The 15578-nt window shown below is 65.4% G+C and carries 19 protein-coding genes; 10 read left to right on the forward strand and 9 right to left on the reverse strand.

The window, feature by feature from the left end; all coding sequences use genetic code 11:
* Positions 1-6 precede the first annotated feature (6 nt).
* Complete coding sequence (locus MU856_RS06800) at positions 7-444, forward strand: surface-adhesin E family protein (protein ID WP_062902472.1); 438 nt, start codon at positions 7-9, stop codon at positions 442-444.
* Between the two features lie 63 nt (positions 445-507).
* Here MU856_RS06800 and MU856_RS06805 read toward each other — a convergent pair whose 3' ends face one another.
* From MU856_RS06805 to MU856_RS06840, 8 genes are all read right to left on the reverse strand, one after another.
* Positions 508-1059, reverse strand: a complete 552-nt coding sequence (locus MU856_RS06805; RefSeq protein ID WP_217373453.1) for a F0F1 ATP synthase subunit B — start codon at positions 1057-1059, stop codon at positions 508-510.
* A complete protein-coding gene (locus MU856_RS06810; protein ID WP_263588648.1) occupies positions 1052-1552 on the reverse strand; it encodes an ATPase in 501 nt (166 codons plus the stop codon). Before MU856_RS06810 ends, MU856_RS06805 begins: the two co-directional genes overlap by 8 nt.
* A gap of 87 nt (positions 1553-1639) precedes the next feature.
* Positions 1640-1867, reverse strand: coding sequence for a F0F1 ATP synthase subunit C (locus MU856_RS06815; protein ID WP_003044110.1), 228 nt, complete (start codon positions 1865-1867; stop codon positions 1640-1642).
* 40 nt (positions 1868-1907) lie between these two features.
* Positions 1908-2693 (reverse strand): F0F1 ATP synthase subunit A, encoded by a 786-nt coding sequence (locus MU856_RS06820; RefSeq protein WP_263588649.1) that lies wholly within the window; start codon positions 2691-2693, stop codon positions 1908-1910.
* 68 nt (positions 2694-2761) lie between these two features.
* Positions 2762-3082 (reverse strand): AtpZ/AtpI family protein, encoded by a 321-nt coding sequence (locus MU856_RS06825; protein WP_062902474.1) that lies wholly within the window; start codon positions 3080-3082, stop codon positions 2762-2764.
* Positions 3083-3286: 204 nt separating this feature from the next.
* Positions 3287-3682 carry a YdbL family protein gene (locus tag MU856_RS06830; RefSeq protein WP_062902475.1) on the reverse strand — a complete coding sequence of 132 codons (396 nt, stop codon included), beginning with the start codon at positions 3680-3682 and terminating at the stop codon, positions 3287-3289.
* 15 nt (positions 3683-3697) lie between these two features.
* Entirely contained in the window at positions 3698-3859 is a 162-nt protein-coding gene (locus MU856_RS06835; protein WP_371830003.1) for a YnbE family lipoprotein, read from the reverse strand.
* A gap of 53 nt (positions 3860-3912) precedes the next feature.
* On the reverse strand, positions 3913-7065 hold the full coding sequence (locus tag MU856_RS06840; protein WP_263588651.1) for a YdbH domain-containing protein: 3153 nt from the start codon (positions 7063-7065) through the stop codon (positions 3913-3915).
* Positions 7066-7265: 200 nt separating this feature from the next.
* On the opposite strand from MU856_RS06840, the gene radC reads away from it, so the two are divergent.
* Together radC and rnk are read left to right on the forward strand one after the other, a co-directional pair.
* Positions 7266-7958 carry a RadC family protein gene (radC, locus tag MU856_RS06845; RefSeq protein ID WP_062902477.1) on the forward strand — a complete coding sequence of 231 codons (693 nt, stop codon included), beginning with the start codon at positions 7266-7268 and terminating at the stop codon, positions 7956-7958.
* A 229-nt stretch (positions 7959-8187) separates the two neighbouring features.
* A complete protein-coding gene (gene rnk / locus MU856_RS06850; protein WP_217373457.1) occupies positions 8188-8616 on the forward strand; it encodes a nucleoside diphosphate kinase regulator in 429 nt (142 codons plus the stop codon).
* 69 nt (positions 8617-8685) lie between these two features.
* On the opposite strand, the gene MU856_RS06855 is transcribed toward rnk, so the two are convergent.
* Positions 8686-9195 carry a calcium-binding protein gene (locus MU856_RS06855; protein WP_217373458.1) on the reverse strand — a complete coding sequence of 170 codons (510 nt, stop codon included), beginning with the start codon at positions 9193-9195 and terminating at the stop codon, positions 8686-8688.
* Positions 9196-9410: 215 nt separating this feature from the next.
* Between MU856_RS06855 and purB the strand changes: the two genes are divergently transcribed.
* From purB to accD, 7 genes are all read left to right on the forward strand, one after another.
* Entirely contained in the window at positions 9411-10724 is a 1314-nt protein-coding gene (gene purB, locus MU856_RS06860) for an adenylosuccinate lyase (protein WP_062903210.1), read from the forward strand.
* Positions 10725-10810: 86 nt separating this feature from the next.
* Positions 10811-11158, forward strand: a complete 348-nt coding sequence (locus MU856_RS06865) for a lipopolysaccharide assembly protein LapA domain-containing protein (protein WP_058811860.1) — start codon at positions 10811-10813, stop codon at positions 11156-11158.
* Positions 11155-11829, forward strand: coding sequence for an orotidine-5'-phosphate decarboxylase (gene pyrF / locus MU856_RS06870; protein WP_263588652.1), 675 nt, complete (start codon positions 11155-11157; stop codon positions 11827-11829). The genes MU856_RS06865 and pyrF overlap by 4 nt, the downstream gene beginning before the upstream one ends.
* Before the next feature lie 139 nt (positions 11830-11968).
* Positions 11969-12601 carry a phosphoribosylanthranilate isomerase gene (locus tag MU856_RS06875; protein WP_062902479.1) on the forward strand — a complete coding sequence of 211 codons (633 nt, stop codon included), beginning with the start codon at positions 11969-11971 and terminating at the stop codon, positions 12599-12601.
* A gap of 99 nt (positions 12602-12700) precedes the next feature.
* Positions 12701-13921, forward strand: coding sequence for a tryptophan synthase subunit beta (trpB, locus tag MU856_RS06880; protein WP_062903211.1), 1221 nt, complete (start codon positions 12701-12703; stop codon positions 13919-13921).
* Complete coding sequence (gene trpA / locus MU856_RS06885; RefSeq protein WP_186401915.1) at positions 13918-14709, forward strand: tryptophan synthase subunit alpha; 792 nt, start codon at positions 13918-13920, stop codon at positions 14707-14709. The genes trpB and trpA overlap by 4 nt, the downstream gene beginning before the upstream one ends.
* Positions 14706-15557, forward strand: coding sequence for an acetyl-CoA carboxylase, carboxyltransferase subunit beta (gene accD / locus MU856_RS06890; RefSeq protein WP_003044151.1), 852 nt, complete (start codon positions 14706-14708; stop codon positions 15555-15557). Before trpA ends, accD begins: the two co-directional genes overlap by 4 nt.
* The last annotated feature ends 21 nt before the right edge of the window (positions 15558-15578 follow it).

The following is a 15578-nucleotide window of genomic DNA, read 5'->3' on the forward strand; positions in this document are numbered from 1 at the left end:
GATATTATGCGCATGATTTTTGTGGCGGCCACGCTGTTGCCGCTCGCCACGCCGGCTGCCGCCGCCGAATGGTATCTGGTCGGCGGCAATGATTCGACCCGCACCTATGTCGACCTTGCGAGCTTGCGCGCGCTGAGCGGCAAGATCGTCGGCGACGTGCTGAGCGTCTATGCCAAACCGCTCAACGGCGGACCGATCGTGGGTGCAAAAATTCGCGAGGAGCTCGATTGCGGTGGCAATTCCTTCCGCACGCTCGAATATAGCTATTACCGCGCCGACGGCAGCTTCATCGAGAGCGAACCGTCCGAGACGATCACCGAACACAAGACGCCCGCCGCCAACAGCATCAACGAGGCGATCATGGATTTCGCCTGTTACCGCAAAGGCGGGACCGCTGTCAGCGATCCGTTCAGCGATGCGGCCGACAATTTCGACGAGTATTGACACGAAAAAGCGGGCGTCTCGCTTAGACGATACGCCCGCTTTTCATGGCCCGATCGGGAAAGATCAGCTCTTGGCGACGGCCGCGATCGCCTGATCGATCAGCGCCTTGTCGGCGCCCGCGTCATGCTTGGCCGCGATCAGCGCTGCGGCCGCATCGGTCGCCGCCTTGGCCGCCGCGGCACGAACCTCGGCAACCGCGTTGGCTTCGGCCGCCGCGATGCGGTCTTCGGCCATCTGCTTGCGGCGAGCGATCAGCGCGGTCGCATCGCCCTTCGCCTTGGCGACGAGCGCTTCGGCCTCGGATTCGGCACGGGCGCGGAGCTCGTCGGCTTCTTTCGCCGCATCGGCAAGCTTGGCCTCATATTCGGCCTTGAGCGATTCGGCATCGAGGCGAAGCTGTTCGGCTTCGCCGAGCTGCTTCGAAATCTCTGCGATCTTCTTGTCGAGCGACGCGCCGATCATCGCCGGCACCTTCTTCCAGACAAGAATGCCGAGGAAGGCGAGCATCGCGATCGACACCCACACGGTAGCGTTAAGCCCGAAAGCCGTCGGATCGGCATGCGCCTCTCCGGCAGCGCCGGCAGCTTCGGACAGGATCACCAGGAAATCAGCCATGCAGCACCGCCTTCACCGCAGCCTTTGCGTCGGTTGCGGCAACTTTCACGCCCGACAGCTTGGCCACTAGGTCGGTCGCCGCTTCGGCAGCGACCGATTCGATTTCCGCCATTGCCGAGGTACGCGCAGCGCCCACATCGGCTTCGGCCGCTGCCAGCTTATCCGAAAGCTCGGCATCGACCTTTGCCAGACGCTTTTCGGCGTCGCGAGCGGCCTTGTCCTTGGCGTCCGAAACCGCCTTCTGCGCCGCAGCGCGGCTCGCCTCGCTCTGCTGGCGATAGCTCTCCTCGAGGCCGTCGGCGGCCGCGTGTGCGGCCTTGGCCGCCGCCAGATCGTCGGCGACCTTGCGATCGCGCGCGTCAACCGTCGCCTCGATCTTGGGCAGCATGCCGCGGCCGATGACGATGTAGATGCCGGCAAAAACGACCAGCAGCCAGAAAAGCTGCGAGGCGAGATACCAGTTATCAGCGGTTAGCTGGGCTATCTGGGGCATGAAAGGCGAACCTTAAACTTATGAAAAACCTGCAAATCGGTGCAGCCGGTCCCCATCCGAGAACCGGCCACGCCGGATCGTCCGAAATCAGACGACGAAGAGCAGGATCATCGCGACGACGAACGCGAGCAGGCCGAGAAGTTCGGCAGCCGCGAAGCCGATGAACAGGCGACCCTGCTGGCCATCGGCGGCCGCGGGGTTGCGCAGCGCGCTTTCGAGGAAGCTGCCGAAGACGTTACCCACGCCGATGGCGGCCATGCCGGCACCGATAGCGGCGAGACCAGCACCGATCAGCTTTGCTGCTTCTGCGTCCATTGTAATACTCCTTGGGTGTAAGCGTTTGGTATAAACGGGATTAGTGAAGGTTGACCGCGTCGTTGATGTAAAGCGAGGTCAACAGGGCGAAAACATAAGCCTGGATGCCGGCGACGAGCAGTTCGAGCGCGCTGATGCCGATCATCAGGATGAAGCTGAGGACCGAGACGATCGAGCCGAGCCAGACGGTTTCGGCGTTGAAGCCGTTGATGACGAAACCCGACAGCACCTTAAGCAGAACGTGACCCGCCGTCATTGCGACGAAGAGACGCAGGCCGAGGCTGAAAGGGCGGACCATGAAGGACACGAACTCGATGGGCGCGATGATCGGAATCATCGGCAGCGGCGTGCCGTGCGGCACAAAGAGCGAGAAGAAGTGCAGGCCATGGCGCCAGAAACCGACGACGAGCACGATCGCAAAGCTGACCAGCGCAAGAACCCCGGTGATCGCGATATGGCTGGTCACGGTGAAGGGATGGATGCCGAAAACACCAAGCGGCAACATGCCGAGCAGGTTGCAGAACAGGATGAACATGAACAGCGAGAAGACATAGGGCGTGAACTTGCGCCCTTCGCTACCGATATTCTGCGTCATCATGCTGGAGATGAAACCCGCGAAGCCCTCGACGGCGGCTTGCCAACGGCCGGGAACGAGCTGACGGCGCATACCGCCCCACATGAAGATGCCGAGCGTGATGGCCGCGACAACCATCCACAGCGCGCTGTTGGTGAACAGGATTTCGTGCCCGCCCAGATGGAAACCGCCGCCGAGCGGGGTCACCTCGAACTGGTGCATCGGGTCGATCTTGCCGGATTCCGCCGCCACTCTTCACTCCACGCGCATTGCGGGGCGGCTCATCGGGCCGTCCCGCCAGAAATTCCCTTTGATCCGCGCTACTTGCGTGGACCCGAAGCGATGCGAATGATGTTCCGGAACGCCACGACGATCCCCATGAACAACATTCCCAACAACCCCCAGGGCGACGTGCCCGCGATGCGGTCGATCAGCCAGCCGAACAAGGCGCCACCGATCAATCCACCCAGCAGTTCCGCCAGCACCCGGTTCCCGAGCCGGTAATTGGCATCGGATTCGGGACTGGCGGCGCCTGCGGTCCGTTTCGCTTCTGCGGCTTCGGCCCGGTCCAATCGCTCTTCGAGCGAGACCAGGCGCGAATCCTCCGAAGTTTGATCCGGATCGCTGCCCTTCCCCGTCATCTTCCGCCATCCTCCTGAAACAGAACCGAAAAGAATCGGTGCCGCCCGCGAAAAAGGCCCGGAAAAAGCCGGGGGACCCCTAAGGCGCGGCCCGTTTAGGAACGCCGCCCGATTAAGTCAATGCCCGTGCGCGGGCGCACAAAAATGCCGCCGCGTTTAGGGGCGCGGCGGCATAATGAGGCACGAAGGCCTGCTGCTAATTCGTCAGTTGGCGGCGCAACGCGGATCGCGCACCGGCGGGCTGCTGTCGCGCGTCAGCCATTTGCCGTCGGGCGTGCGGTATTTCTCGCCCGGCGCGGTCTTCAGGATCAGATTGCAACCCGTCACAAAGGCGAACTGTTCGATCGTGCTGCCCGCCGGCGCGTTGCGCGTATAGGCGTCCTTGCGCTTGATATTGATGTCGCTGACCAGCTTGCGCACTGCATCGGTCGGCGTGGTCACAAAGCCGAGGTAGCCGTCGGGCTGTTCGCCGATCAGGCCCGCAGCACGCGCATTTTCATAGGCGGGGTCGCGCTGTGCCAGCGCCGGCGTGACCAGCGCGGCGACCGCTCCGGCGGCGGCCAGCGCGGCGATTGCGGGTTTGAACATCTGCTTCATCATCTTGTTTCGTCCCTGTCAGAAGATAGAGCCATTTTGTTCGATCAGCTTTTTCGCGTCGCCGTCGATCCTGTACACCACTTCCTGCTGGATGCGGATATTCAGGTTGATCTCGATCGGCTTGTCGGGCGCTGACACCTGAACGCAGCCGCCGAGGCCCATCGTTCCGATCGTCAGCAACAGACACCGATCGCCTATGGCCGCTCTCCTCATCTTTCCTATCTTCCTTACCGTCATTGCACGGGCTCGCTTGCTGGAGGCTGAACGGGCGCCGCCTTCGCCGCTGCGGCGGCTTCGGCATCGCGCTGGGCTTGCAAGAGCTGCGACAAATTCTGCTCCACCAGGACCGATGGATCGTAAAAGCTCTTTGCAGAGAATATCAGGCCGCGGAAAGGCCCTTCGACACGAATGTTGAAGATCAGCGGGATTTTGGCGACCTGATCGACCAGGAAATTGCGCTTTGCGCCGATACCCTGCCCGATCCCGCCGAAGCGGATTTCGGTCACCATTTCGCCGTCGAGGTTGCCGTTGAGGACAATCGTCAGATCGTCATATTTCAGCGATCGCAGCGCCCCGAACGCAAAATTGGCCATCGTGCCGAGGTTGTGATTGGAAAGTTCGCCAACATAGGCGAGCGTGCCGCCGCCGTCGCGCGCGTCGATCCGTCCGTTGACCACGCGCCCGCCGAGCCCGTCGAACTCGACCGGCAGCGTCCCGTCGAACTTGCCCGTCGCGTTGATATTCTCGAACCCGAACTGCTGAAGGAAAACCGCGGCATCGACGCCGACGACATCGAACATCAGGCGGCGCGGCTGGGTGGCGCTGAAATCGAGCGTAGCGGGGTGCAGCAGAAGCTCGCCGCCAGCGAACGGCCAGCGCCCACCCTCGATCCGCACCCGATTGCCGCCGAGGAGCTGATAGTCGATCTTGCCGTCCACGACAGGAATGCCCGGATTGACTTCCTTCAGCGCGACGGTCTGCCCCGGCGCCGAATGGAGCCCCAGCAGATCGTCGAACGTCAGCGTCGACGTCAGTCCGGTCACCGGGCCGAAAGCCGCGGCGAGGTCGGTATTGGCGGTCGCAAAGGTGCCCCCGCTCGTGACGCCCTCGGCATTCCACTCGATCCGCCCGTCGCCGACGACCGAACCCTGGACATTGGCCACGACGCCTTGCGCAAGCGTCGTGAGCTGTTCGGGCTGGAAATTATCGTCAAAGCGCAATTCCTTGACGATCAGATCGGCGGCGCCGCTGCTGTCGGCAAAGCGATGGCGGATCACCGTATCGAGAATCTTCTTGCCGCTTTCACGTTCGTCGAAACCCGCCCTTGCGTCGATCACGCCGTCGGCGAAACGGAGATGCGCGTCGCGGCTGATCAGCGGCGCAAAGCGCTTGTCCGCCGCCGCATCGGTCAGCACCAGCCCGCCGTCGAGCGTCAGCGCGCCGTCGGCCCAGCGCCAGTTGCCGGCAATCTCGCTCATGCCGAGCGGGACGGCACCGATCTTGCCCTGCGCATCGGCAAGCGTTCCGGCCATCCCCTGTCCGCCCGCCGCGCCCGAAAGGCGTCCGGCGGCGAAATGCGTCATGCTGTCCCCGGCCCCGATCCGGACATCGGCGTTGGCAAGCGACCAGCGCCACCGCGCCAGATCGACCTCGCCGGGACCGCTGTCAAAAGCAAAGGGTGACGCCCCGCTGGTGCCGCGCAGCTTGAGGCCCGGAAGCCGGACGGCACCGCGCACCCCCGCGGATCCCACGCTGAACAGCGGCGCACCGGGGGTGCTGCACAGGTCGATACCGTTATTGACAAGGCGCAGCCCCGACACGTCGATCTTGTTCGCGGTGACACGGTGGCAGCCGCCGTTGAACGCCATCCCGCCGGTCGCGGCGATGGCACCGGCAATCGGCACGCGCAGCCTCTCTACGCGCCCGCCCGCAAGCGGCCCCGACAGGGTGGCGCTAGTCGAAAAGCGCATCGCGGCGCCCGGCGCGCTCGAAAAACGCACCGGATCGAGCGCCAGACGCGCGCCGCCCGCGTGATAGGCGTCGATTTGCGCCAGCCCGGTCATGTGGCCGTCGGCACGGCGGTCGAGTTCCATCGCGCCGACCGGAAGGCCACCGCCGCCGAAGGTCCAGCGCCCCGTTGCGATGACCTCGGGCCGCGGCGCGGCGAAGAGATAGCCGATGCGGCTGTCGGCGCTGCTCGCGAAGCGTGCGCCGCTGCGGCTCGACAGGCTGGGCGCGGCAAGCTCGAAACGGAGCGCCTCGCCCTGCCCGGTCAGCGCGATCGCCGCTTCGCCGCTTGCACCCGCGAGCGCTGCGGCGAAGGCGGTCGCCGCGCGGTCGCCGATCGGGCCGAGCGGGGTACCGCCCAGCGCCGCGGCGCTGTCCGCGACCGACCGGCGCAGACGCGCGCTCGCGCTTGCATCGGCGAAGCGCAGCCGGCCGTCGAAATTGGGGGTGACGTTGCCGACCGCGCCCTTGCCCTCCAGATGCACGCCGCTCGCCGCAAAATCCGGCCCGGCCAGCTTGGCAACATCCGCCACCAAGGTCAGCCCGGTGCGATCGGCGGTGCCGGTGAAGCGGCCCTTCACGCCGACCCGCTCGGCGGCGAGCGCGGGCATCGTCAGGCGCTGGACCAGCGCGTCGGCGGTGCCGTCCCATTGCTGCAGATTTTCGGCAAGCGAGACGTCCAGCGCGATCTGCGGCGCGGCGACCGCGACCGGCTGCGCGCCGCCGCAAGTCACGGCCGCGCCGCGCAACGGCCCAGTCAGCCGCGGGCGCACATCGCGCACCGCGAGTTTGCCGTAGAAAGTGATTCCCGTGCCGCGGCAATCGGCAGCGGCGATATGCGGGGCCACGAGCGCGAGGGTTCCCGCAAAATCGCGGCGCAAATTGCCGCCGCCGTTCAGCGCCGCGCCGACATTGCCCCACGGCGTTTCGAGCCGCGCCCGCGCGTCGCTCAGCCGGACCGCCATGTCGGGCAATGCGAACGGACTCTTGTCGGTTGGGTCGCGAAATTTGTCGAGCGCGCCGAGCGACAATTGCCCATCGACGAAGCGGCCGTAGAGCCGCAGGCCGTCGGCGCGCACCGATGCGACATAGGGCCCGGACAAGCCGAGCCCGACCGACACCTCAAGCACCCGCGCGGTCAGGTCGGGATGCGCCGGATTACCGATAACGACATTGCTGAGCCGCTGGGTCGACAGGCCGATGCGTTCGATCGTGTAGCGTGCCGGCACGCCCTTCTTCGCAAGCTGGTCCTGAATGAAACGGTCGGCGATCGGGGCGCGGGCAACCCAAAGTCCGAGCGCCAGCGCACCGAGCGCGCCCCCGACGATCCACGGCGCCTTGCGCCGTCGCCGCGCGCGGACTGTCTCTGCCTCGCTCACCCGCGGCCGAACCCATCGACCGCCTGTGACGTCACGCCGTCATCATATGCCCGGCCAAAGCTCACTGCGCCTACCATTGCTGTCCCATGCCCATCGGCAACGCAGGGCAAGGCCATTCGATGCAGGAAAAAGCGCCGCGACATAGGCGCTTGTGTCTATGAGCGTTGAGTGGTGCCCACAAGGCGGTTATTGCCTTGACGATGGCCGACGCGCCCGCCCCCCTTCCCGATCATGCGGGCCACCGGTCGCGGCTTCGCGCGCGCCTGCTCGGCGGCGATGCCGACGGTATGGCCGATTACGAACTGGTCGAATATCTCCTCGCGCTTGCGATCCCGCGGCGCGATACTAAGCCGCTCGCCAAGACATTGCTGCGCGAATTCGGTTCGTTCGCACAGCTCGTCAGCGCCGATCCCGAATCGCTGCGCCGAATCGACGGCATGGGCGACGGCACGATCGCCGCGCTCAAGATCGTCCAGCAGGCCAGCCTCCGGATGCTGAAAGGCGAGTTCCGCGAAAAGCCCCTATTGTCGAGTTGGGATGCGCTGCTCGACTGGCTGCGCGCCGACATGGGACCGATCGAGGTCGAGCGGGTGCGGGTGCTGTACCTCAACTCGCGCAACATGCTGATCCGCGACGAGGTCGCGAGCGAGGGGTCGATCGACCAATCGGCGATCTATGTGCGCGAAGTCGTCAAGCGCGCACTCGAACTCGGCGCCGCGGCGATCATCATCGTCCACAATCACCCCAGCGGAAATCCCGAACCGAGCCGCCAGGATATCGCGATCACGCGCGACCTGGCCGATGCCGCAGGGCGGCTGGGTATCGCGCTGCACGATCATATCATCATCGGCGGCAGCGGCCACCGCAGCCTCCGCGCGCTCGGGCTGCTCTGAATCAGGAGGCCGGAAAAGCCGGGCTTTACTTGCCCGGCCTCAGGCGACATCATCGCGTCATGCAGATTCGGCAGCGCCATCTTCGCTTCCGCCTTCACGCGGGTCAGCTTCTCGCGGGCTTCTAGCCCCGGGCTGTGGCGTGCCATGCCCCGGACCGGGGCAAGATTTCCGAACCATCCCGACAGGAGCGCGGCCGCGCCCTGCCCTTTCCATGCGGAAAGCCAATAGAATGACAGTAGCCAAGACCACCTCGACCAAGGCGAGCAAACGCCCGCCCATTCACATGATCGATTCGGAGGCCGATGCGCTTACCGATCTTGCCCTCGGCATCGAAAAGCGCATGCCGCAGGTCAGCGTACTGCTGATGCGCGAGATCGGCCGTGCGACCGTTCACAAAGAACGCCACGTCCCGCGCGACGTCGTGACGATGAACAGCGAGGTCGATTTCGTCGACGAAGCGAGCGGCGCGGTGCGCAGCGTCCGGCTGGTCTATCCGTCGGATGCCGACATCGCGTCGGGACGAATTTCGATCCTGACGCCCATTGGCGCCGGATTGATCGGGATGCGCGCCGGCAGCGCGATCCTGTGGCCCGATCGCGACGGCCACGAACGGGCGTTGACGATCCGGGCGGTCATGCAGCCGCCGCGCGCGGCTTGACGGCCATGGCGATGCAGCCGCCGGATCGCTCCGACGGCTGCATCGCCCCAAGCGGGGAGGACTGCGAAATCAGGCGCCGCGCGAAAGGAACGCGACCAGTTCTTCCTTGGTAACGCTGCCCGACTTGTCGGCGTCGGCCGCGCCATAAGCCTGATCGATCCAGCTCTTCACATCGGCCGATTCGGGATCAACGGCGGGGTCCTGCGCGGTGCGCAGCTTCTTCATCCATGCGCCGAATTCAGCGGCGCTAAGGTCGCCCGACTTGTCGCCATCATAGGTCGGAAATTCGGTTTCGACGATTTGGGCGATCTGCGCGGGGGTCGCGGCCGCGCTGCTCGACGGCGCAGGGCTGGCGGGCGCGGTCTGCGCAGGCGCCTCGCCGGCCGGGGCCATCGTATCGGTGGCCGGCTCGATGGGGGCGGGAGCTGTCGTGTCGGTCGGTGCCGGCGCACTATCGGGCATCGGCGCAGCCTCGGGCTGCTCGGTCGGCGGCGTGGTCCCCGGCGACGGCGGTGCTTCCTGGGCCAGCGCGGGGAAACTGATCGCGGCGGCGCCGATCAAAAGAACTTGCTTCAACATTATCTATCTCCTGTATCGACGGCGGACCCGCATCTGTTTGCGATCCGCCGCCTTTTCTGAAGGGGCATGGGGGCAACCGTCCGCGTTCGCTGGAAGTTGCGGCGCGCGGGTGATTGGCGAAGCGGTCGACCCCTGCTAGGGGGCGCCCCATCGTGATTCCGCCGCGGTTTTGCGACAAGGCGCCGAACAGCGGCGCACAAAAGGAAGGTATATCAATGGTTCCGCGCTACGCCCGCCCGGACATGACCGCCATCTGGTCGCCGGAAAATCGCTTTCGCATCTGGTTCGAGATCGAGGCGCATGCGACCGACGCGCTCGCGGAACTGGGGACGGTTCCCCAATCCGCCGCGAAGGCGCTGTGGGACTGGTGGGCGACGAACCCCGTCATCGACGTCGACGCGATCGACGCCATCGAGGCGGTCACCAAGCATGACGTCATCGCCTTCCTGACCTGGGTCGCCGAAAATGTCGGCGAAGAAGCGCGCTTCATGCATCAGGGCATGACGTCGAGCGACGTGCTCGACACCTGCCTCGCGGTGCAACTCGCGCAGGCCGCCGACATCTTGCTCGCAGACCTCGACGCGCTGCTCGAGGCGATCAAGCGACGCGCATACGAACATAAGCTGACCCCGACGATCGGGCGCAGCCACGGCATCCATGCCGAGCCGGTCACCTTCGGCCTCAAGATGGCCGAAGCCTATGCCGAGTTCGCGCGCTGCAAGGCGCGGCTGGTCGCAGCGCGCGCGGAAATTGCGACCTGCGCGATTTCGGGCGCGGTTGGCACCTTTGCCAATATCGACCCGCGCGTCGAAGCGCATGTCGCGGCGAAGCTGGGCCTCGCGATCGAACCCGTGTCGACGCAGGTCATTCCGCGCGACCGCCATGCCATGTTCTTCGCAACGCTCGGCGTGATCGCCTCGTCGATCGAACGCCTGTCGGTCGAGGTCCGCCACCTTCAGCGCACAGAGGTGCTCGAAGCGGAGGAATATTTTTCGCCGGGGCAGAAGGGCTCGTCGGCCATGCCGCACAAGCGCAACCCGGTGCTCACCGAAAATCTGACCGGGCTCGCGCGCATGGTGCGCAGCGCCGCCATCCCGGCGATGGAAAATGTCGCACTGTGGCACGAGCGCGATATCAGCCATTCGTCGGTCGAACGCTTCATCGGTCCCGACGCGACGATCACGCTCGACTTCGCGCTCGCGCGACTGACCGGCGTGGTCGACAAGCTGCTCGTCTATCCCGAGCGCATGCAGAAGAATCTCGATCGCATGGGCGGCCTCGTCCATTCGCAGCGCGTCCTGCTCGCGCTGACCCAGGCAGGGGCGAGCCGCGAGGACAGCTATGCGCTCGTCCAGCGCAATGCGATGAAGGTTTGGGAAAGCGACGGCCAGCTTTCGTTGCTCGAACTGCTGAAGGCCGACGCTGACGTGACTGCGCGTCTGTCGGCCGAGCAACTGACCGCGCTGTTCGACCTCGACTATCATATGAAGCATGTCGATACGATCTTTGCGCGGGTGTTCGGCGGCTGAACGCGCCGGGCCTCGCCCAGAGACTCGCATCATGCGCCAAAGTCGCTTAGGGTTCGATGCAGAGGCCGGTAAAGGAGCGCAATAACGTGGGAATCGTGCGAACCGTCATCTGGGTGTTGCTGACCATCATCCTCGTCGTCTTTTCGATGGCCAACTGGAATCCTGTCACCGTGACCATATGGCCGGGACAGGTGCTCGACACCAAATTGCCGGTGCTGATCTTTGCCGCCTTCCTGATCGGCAGCCTGCCGCTGTGGATCGCGCTGCGTACCTCGCGCTGGTCGCTGAAGCGCCGTATCGAAACGAGCGAACGGCAACTTGCCGATTTGCGCGCCATGGCCAACCGCCCGGCCGAGACGCCGCTCACCCCCGAACCGGCGCCGCAGTCGAAGCCCGTCAACGACATCCCACCCTCGCCGCTGGATCCGCAATGAGTTCGCCTGTCTATCTTGCCATCGACACCCCCCACCTCGATGCCGCGCTGACGCTGGCGCAGCGGGTGCGCCACCATGTCGGCGGGTTGAAGCTCGGCCTCGAATTCTTCTGCGCCAACGGCCATCACGGGGTGCACGAAATGGCGAAGCTCGGCCTGCCGATCTTCCTCGACCTCAAGCTGCACGACATCCCGAACACCGTTGCCAAGGCGATCCAGGCGCTGCGTCCGCTCGAACCCGCGATCCTGACCGTCCACGCCGCGGGCGGCCGCGCGATGATGGAAGAGGCCAAGGCAGTCGCGGGAAGCGCGACCAAGGTGGTCGGCGTTACCGTGCTCACCAGCCTCGACTCGCCCGATCTCGATGATATCGGCGTCGGCGGCACCCCGCACGACCAGGTCGTCCGCCTTGCCGCGCTGGCCCGCGAATCGGGTCTCGACGGCATCGTCTGCTCGGGCCAGGAAGTGAAGGCCGCGCGCAAGGCATGGCCCGGCGGCTTCTTCGTCGTACCGGGGGTGCGCCCTGCTGACGGCCGTGCCGGCGATCAGAAGCGTATCGTTACCCCGGCGCAGGCGATGGCTGACGGCGCCTCGATCCTCGTCGTCGGCCGACCGATCAGCCAGTCGCAGGACCCCGACCTCGCGGCGCGCGCGATCGAAGCGACGCTGTAAACACACTTTCATTCAACCATCGTAATTGCGAGGAGCCGAAGGCGACGAAGCAATCTCCAGCTATCGGGATTGTGTTACGCCGATGGCTGGAGATTGCTTCACTTCGCTCGCAATGACCTAAATGATCGAACCCTGATATATGCCCCCACTTGTCAAAATCTGCGGCCTCTCTACGCCCGAAACGGTTGACGCCGCTATCCGGCTCGGCGCGACGCACATCGGCCTCGTTCACTATGAACCGAGTCCGCGCCACGTCGATCTGAAGACCGCTGCCGCGCTTCGCCAGCGCGCCGGGGGGAAAGTGAAGGTTGCGCTTCTTCTCGTGAATGCCTCGCGACAGGTGACCGGCGAGGCGCTCAGCGCGGTGCGCCCCGACATCGTCCAGTTTCATGGCAATGAAACACCCCAATGGCTCGCCGCGGTCAAACGGCTCGTTCCCGCCGAAGTCTGGAAGGCGGTCGGCCTGAAGGATGCCGGAACGCTGGAACGCGTCCGGCAGTTTGAAGGTGCGGCCGACCGCATCTTGTTCGATGCGCCGGCAGCGGCGTTGCCCGGCGGCACCGGCGCCCGCTTCGACTGGTCGCTGCTCAAGGGCCATCGCCACTCGATCGATTGGGGCGTCGCAGGCGGACTGACCCCGGCCAATGTCGCACAGGCGATCGCCGAAACCGGCGCGCCGCTCGTCGATGTGTCGTCGGGGGTCGAAAGCGCACCGGGCGTCAAGGATATGGACAAGATCGCCGCTTTCCTTAAAGCGGTCGGCAGATGCTGACACCGCAGTTCCTCATGATGCGCATCGGAAAACGATGGCGCTGACCGCTTGAGACCCGATCTTCAAGTGCGCGCCCACCCGTAACCGATGGAAATGACCATGACCGAAGCACCGACCCTGCCCAACAGCCTCCGCACCCAGCCCGACGCGCGCGGCCATTTCGGCGCCTTCGGCGGCCGCTATGTCGCCGAAACGCTGATGCCGCTCATCCTCGACCTCGAACGCCATTATCGCGCTGCGCAGGCCGACCCTGCCTTCAAGGCCGAGTTCGACTATCTGCTCAAAAATTATGTCGGCCGCCCGAGCCCGCTGTGGTTTGCCGAGCGGCTGACGAACGATCTGGGTGGCGCGAAGATCTATTTGAAGCGCGAGGATCTGAACCACACCGGCGCGCACAAGATCAACAATTGCATCGGTCAGATCCTGCTCGCCAAGCAGATGGGCAAGACCAAGATCATCGCCGAAACCGGCGCCGGCCAGCACGGCGTCGCGACCGCGACCGTGGCAGCGCTCTTTGGCCTGCCCTGCACCATTTTCATGGGCGCGGTCGACGTCGCGCGGCAGCAGCCGAACGTCTTCCGCATGAAGCTGCTCGGCGCCGAAGTCGTCGCGGTCGAAAGCGGCGCGAAGACGCTGAAAGATGCGATGAACGAGGCGCTCCGCCACTGGGTCGCGAACGTCGAGGACACCTTCTACATCATCGGCACCGTCGCGGGGCCGCATCCCTATCCCGAACTGGTGCGTGATTTCCAGTCGGTGATCGGCGAGGAAGCGAAGGCGCAAATTCTCGAAGCCGAAGGGCGCCTGCCCGACATGCTGATCGCCCCCGTCGGCGGCGGGTCGAACGCCATCGGGCTGTTCCATCCCTTCCTCGATGACACAGACGTCGAGATCGTCGGCGTCGAAGCCGCGGGCGAAGGATTGGGCGGCAAGCACGCCGCCAGCCTCGCCGGCGGCAAACCCGGCATCCTCCACGGCAACAAGACCTATCTGCTGCAGGATGAGGACGGCCAGATCACCGAGGCGCACAGCATCTCGGCGGGGCTCGACTATCCGGGCATCGGCCCCGAGCATAGTTGGCTGCATGACATCGGCCGCGCGCGTTACGAACCGGTCACCGACGAAGAGGCGCTCGCAAGTTTCCAGAAACTGACCAAGCTCGAAGGCATCATCCCCGCGCTCGAAAGCGCGCACGCGATCGCCGCTGCCGAACGCATCGCGCCGACGCTGGGCAAGGACAAGATCATCATCGTCAATTGCTCGGGTCGCGGCGACAAGGACATCTTCACCGTGGCGGAAGCATTGGGGGTAAAGCTGTGACCCGCTTCGCCGCCGCCTTCGCCAAGCCGCGCCCTGCGCTCGTCGCCTTCATCACCGGCGGCGATGGCGACACCGCCGCGAACCTTGACGCGCTCGTCGCGGGGGGTGCCGATGTGATCGAACTGGGCATGCCCTTCACCGATCCGATGGCCGACGGCCCCGCGATCCAGGCCGCAAACCTGCGAAGCCTCGCCAAGGGGACGACCACCGCCGACCTGTTCGGTATCGCCGCCGCCTTCCGCCAGCGCCATCCCGACACGCCGCTCGTGCTGATGGGCTATGCCAATCCGATGACGATCCGTGGCGCCGACTGGTTCGCCGCAGAGTGCGCGAAAGCAGGGGTCGACGGCGTCATCTGCGTCGATATTCCCTCGGAGGAAGATCCGGAACTCGGCCCCGCGCTCCGCGCTGCCGGGGTCGACCTGATCCGCCTCGCAACGCCGACGACCGACGCGGCGCGCCTGCCAGACGTGCTGAACGGCGCGGGCGGCTTTCTCTATTATGTTTCGGTTGCCGGGATCACCGGGATGCAGCAGGCCGCTCAGGCGAGCATCGAGGATGCGGTTGCGCGCCTGAAAGCCGCGACCGACCTGCCGGTCGCGGTCGGATTCGGCGTTCGCACCCCCGCGCAGGCGGCCGACATCGCCAAGGTTGCCGACGGCGTCGTCGTCGGATCGGCCTTCATCGACATCATTGCCGAGCATGGCGACGCCGCGGCGGCGCATGTCGAGGCCTTCACCCGTTCGCTCGCCGATGCTATCCACAGCGCAAAGGAGATCGCCGCATGAGCTGGCTCGACCGCGTTCGCAACGCCCTGCCCTTCACCGCCAAGCGCGACACCGCCGACAACCTCTGGCACAAATGCCGCCAGTGTCAGCAGATGGTGTTCGTCAAGGAGTGGGAAGACAATCTGAACGTCTGCCCGCGCTGCGACCATCACGACCGCATCGGCGCCAAAGAGCGCTTCGCGCAGCTTTTCGACGGCGGCCTGCACGAGTTGATCGCCGCCCCCGCGGCACCCGAAGATCCGCTGAAGTTCCGCGACACCAAGAAATATGTCGACCGCATCAAGGCCGCACGCGCGCAGACCGGCGACCGCGACGCTTACCAGAACGCCTTCGGCCGCATTTCGGGCCAGGGCGCCGTGATCGGGGTGCAGGATTTCGCCTTCATGGGCGGATCGATGGGCGTCGCGGTCGGCGAAGCCTTCGTCGCCGGGGTCGAGGCCGCGATCAAGCGCGGCGTCCCCTACATCGCGATCACCGCCGCGGGCGGCGCGCGGATGCAGGAAGGCACGCTGTCGCTGATGCAGATGCCGCGCGCTACGGTTGCGCTCCAGCGGCTGCGCCGCGCGGGCCTGCCTTATGTGGTGCTGCTCACCGACCCGACGACGGGCGGCGTGACCGCGAGCTATGCGATGCTGGGCGATGTGCAGATCAGCGAGCCCAATGCGCTGATCGGCTTTGCGGGCCAGCGCGTGATCGAAAATACGATCCGCGAAAAGCTGCCCGAAGGATTCCAGCGCGCCGAATATCTGCTCGATCACGGGATGATCGACATGGTGGTGCATCGCAAGGAGCTGCCCGCGACGCTCGGCCGCCTGATCGGCTATCTCGCGCCCGAAAAGGCGGCTTGATCCCTCCTCCTGACGGACGGA

Origin of the sequence: Sphingopyxis sp. GC21 (genome assembly GCF_025727575.1) — a bacterium.
GTDB classification, from domain to species: Bacteria; Pseudomonadota; Alphaproteobacteria; order Sphingomonadales; family Sphingomonadaceae; genus Sphingopyxis; species Sphingopyxis terrae_A.